This is a genomic window from Pseudomonas sp. GM24 (assembly GCF_000282235.1).
Classification (GTDB): domain Bacteria; phylum Pseudomonadota; class Gammaproteobacteria; order Pseudomonadales; family Pseudomonadaceae; genus Aquipseudomonas.
The window spans coordinates 1-3,105 of sequence record NZ_AKJR01000397.1; the positions used below are offsets into that span (position 1 = coordinate 1).

3 protein-coding genes and 1 pseudogene are annotated in these 3,105 nt (G+C 58.8%); 3 read left to right on the forward strand and 1 reads right to left on the reverse strand.

What is annotated here, in order from left to right; translation table 11 throughout:
- Positions 1-191 precede the first annotated feature (191 nt).
- Positions 192-453: pseudogene (locus PMI23_RS29645) on the forward strand (helix-turn-helix domain-containing protein); the annotation flags it as partial.
- Between the two features lie 184 nt (positions 454-637).
- Here PMI23_RS29645 and PMI23_RS29040 read toward each other — a convergent pair.
- A complete protein-coding gene (locus tag PMI23_RS29040; protein ID WP_007919624.1) occupies positions 638-829 on the reverse strand; it encodes a hypothetical protein in 192 nt (63 codons plus the stop codon).
- Between the two features lie 291 nt (positions 830-1,120).
- Between PMI23_RS29040 and PMI23_RS29045 the strand changes: the two genes are divergently transcribed.
- Together PMI23_RS29045 and PMI23_RS29050 are read left to right on the forward strand one after the other, a co-directional pair.
- Positions 1,121-2,617, forward strand: a complete 1,497-nt coding sequence (locus PMI23_RS29045; RefSeq protein ID WP_007919626.1) for a helix-turn-helix transcriptional regulator — start codon at positions 1,121-1,123, stop codon at positions 2,615-2,617.
- Between the two features lie 135 nt (positions 2,618-2,752).
- Positions 2,753-3,010, forward strand: coding sequence for a DUF1652 domain-containing protein (locus PMI23_RS29050; RefSeq protein ID WP_007919628.1), 258 nt, complete (start codon positions 2,753-2,755; stop codon positions 3,008-3,010).
- The last annotated feature ends 95 nt before the right edge of the window (positions 3,011-3,105 follow it).

The window sequence follows — 3,105 nt, forward strand, 5'->3', positions numbered from 1 at the left end:
GCAGGTCGGCGTTGGCGCCTTCGACAGTGAAGGTAATGTGGCTAGCGTTTGCATCCAGCATGCTCGACTCCATCCATTGGAAAAGCTGTGCCGATGTTGCAACAACTGAAACAGCCGATCAAGCGTCCAAACGCGCCATAATCAGCGATCAGACTCAGCTCACGATTCAGCCATCGAGGGACGGACGAGCCATGGATTCGCTGATCAACGCCGCCGGCCGCGCGCTGTCTGCTGGTGACCCGCTAGGCGCGGTGAACTACGTCGCTCTGCGTGAGGACCCGCCGGCGCTGGCGCTGCGCGCTGCGCGCAATTGCCATGGCTCAGCTCGGTGATCTGTCCCGCGCCAAGGCGTTGTTGCAAAGGGCGATAAAGGCGTTCGGCAGCAATGAGCCGCTGTCACGGGCGCGTTGTGTGGTCGCCGAGGCCGAGGCCGAGGTGGCGCTGGCAGCGCGGATCGCTTTTATTACGGTGGCGGCGACAGTGGACGGGTGAGAGCGGTGCGTCGGCCTCAATGATCAAGGCATCTTTGCTGGCCCCTTCGCGAGCAGGCTCGCTCCCACAGTGATTGCGGGTGAACACAAGCTTTGTGAGTTACCCAAAACCCTCTGGGAGCGAGCCTGCTCGCGAAAGCGCAGTGTCAGGCACCGCTGTTTCGTCGACGTTCAATACCCTCCGGGCCGCCGATGTCCAGCAGCCTTCTTTCCACCAAGACATTCTCCAGGGCCTGACGCTCGACTGGCGCCATTTGGTGCTCACGTTTTTTCAACTCCAGCAGAATCGGGTTGGACCAGGTGCGGTAGGTCTGTTCGATGGTGCGACGCGACGTCATCAGTCTCTCCTTGATCAAGAGCCCGGTGTTGCGGGCAGGGGCTCAATCCGATGAGGTATTAACGTTAGTCGACAAAGCAGGAAGTCGCGAATGCACCGTCATCCCCAGTAGGAGTGAGCCTGCTCGCGATAGCGGTGTGACAGTCAATATAAAAGTCAAATGACACACCGCTATCGTGTGCAGGCTCACTCCAACAAAGGGATTTGTGCCGTTGCGAACATTTATGCTCGGCACGATCAGAGGCCGCCGCGGTCGTACTCTTCACATGGGCGTATCACTTGTGGAGATCCAATGAGCCAGGAAGTCCTGACCACCGAAACCAACCGCCGCCAGTTGCAGCAGATCATCGCCGGGCTGTCCGACGGGGTGATTTTGCTGGAGCTGGATCAGAGCATTCTCTGGGCCAACGAAGCAGCGCTGGCCATGCACGGTGTCAAGCGGATCACCGATCTGGGCCACAATGCCGACGAATACGCTAAGAAGTTCAACCTGCGCTATCGCAATAATCATTCGATCACCGCCGAAAACTACCCGATCAGCCGGGTGGCGCGCTGTGAGAGTTTCAATGACGTGCTGATTGAGGTGTCGCCGACCGACGACCCGGAACGTATCTGGGTGCACAGCGTGCGCAGCATGATTCTCACGGACCGCGAAGGGCAGCCCGAGTCGCTGGTGCTGATCATGAGCGACGTCACCGATTGGGCCAACGCCGAGCAGCGCTTCGAAAGGACGTTCAACGCCAACCCGGCGCCGGCGGTGATCTGTCGGCTCAGTGATTTGCGTTACATCAAGGTCAATCCGGGGTTTCTGGAAATGACCGGGTACACCCGTGAACAGGTGATTGGCACTTCCTCTTATGAAATCGACATTTTCGAGCAGGCCGAACACCGGGATCTGGCGATTCAGCGCCTGCGCGACGTTGCGACCATCCCGCAGATGCAGGCTGAACTGCGCCTGCCTGACGGCGGCAGCAAGCAAGTGATCGTCGCCGGGCAGCCGCTGACGCTCAACGATGAGGATTGCATGTTGTTTTCCTTCGTCGACATGGAGATGCGGCACAAGGCCGAGGTGGCGTTGCGTCAGAGTGAGGAACGTTTTGCCAAGGCGTTTCGCCTGACACCGGTGCCGATCCTGATTTGCAGTGCCGACGAGCAGCAGGTGATCGACGTCAATCAGGCGTTCCTTGAGGCCTTGGCCTTCGACAGCGAGGACGTGCTCGGTAAAACCGTGACGCAGTTGGATTTCATCGATGACAGTGGTGCACGCACGCAGTTGCTGGCGGCGCTGGCGAAAAACGGTCGGGTGGATCGGGTCGATGTGCGGGTGCGCAGGAAGGATGCGGACCTGCTCGAATGTGCGCTATCCGCCGATACCGTGAATATTCAGGACACGCCGTGTTATTTGCTGGTGCTGATGGACATCACCGAGCGCAAGCGCACCGAGCTTGAGTTGGTGGCGGCGATTGAGGAGGTGATGAAGGACGCTTCCTGGTTCAGCCGTACGTTGATCGAGAAACTGGCCAATGTGAAGAAGGTCAACTCGCCGCAACTGCCCAGCGTTTCGTTCACTGATCTGACGGCGCGTGAGCGTGATGTGCTGGGGTTGATCTGTGAAGGGCTGGCGGACAAGGAGATCGCGGCGCGGCTGAAACTCGCTCCGAATACGGTGCGAAATCATGTGGCGACGGTGTATTCCAAGCTTGATGTGCACAGCCGCAGTGAGGCGATTGTCTGGGCGCGGGAGCGTGGGCTGTTTGCCGGCGAATCGAGCGCCAAGGGTCAACGATAGGGTGCAAATGCACTAGTTGGCCTGGTGCAAATTGAGGTGTTGGCGGGTGAGGTCTGTTCTTAGTCTGGTGGGGTGCGATACGAGGTTTTTTGGCTCGGGATCGCGGCCCTTCGCAGTCGTTATAGGAACAGTCTGATGATGAATCTTGCGCAGTTGCGCACGCAGCTTGAACGCAGTTTTTCGCCGCTGGCGTGTGAGTGTCTGGTGGACGGCGATCATTCGCTGACGGTGAAGCTTTATCACCCGGTGTCGGGGCAGGTGGATCTGGTGATCAGTGGGCTGAAACTTAATGCGCTGCGGACGCCTGAGTCGGTTGATGCCTTGATTGAAGAATTGCGGTATGAGCTTGAGAGTAATTCTTTGCGTTCGTTTCGGGATCCGGATTTGGCTTAGCGCCGCCCTTTGGTTCTTGGCGGCCTTTGGGCCGACCATGCTGTTGGGGGGTGGGGGTAGATCCGTTGCTGCGGGTGTTGCCGCTGGCGGTTTCG

Excerpts from the sequence above, each read along its gene's own strand:
- PMI23_RS29040 (WP_007919624.1), bottom strand. The coding sequence starts at position 829 with ATGACGTCGCGTCGCACCATCGAACAGACCTACCGCACCTGGTCCAAC.
- PMI23_RS29045 (WP_007919626.1), top strand. The coding sequence starts at position 1,121 with ATGAGCCAGGAAGTCCTGACCACCGAAACCAACCGCCGCCAGTTGCAG.
- PMI23_RS29050 (WP_007919628.1), top strand. The coding sequence starts at position 2,753 with ATGATGAATCTTGCGCAGTTGCGCACGCAGCTTGAACGCAGTTTTTCG.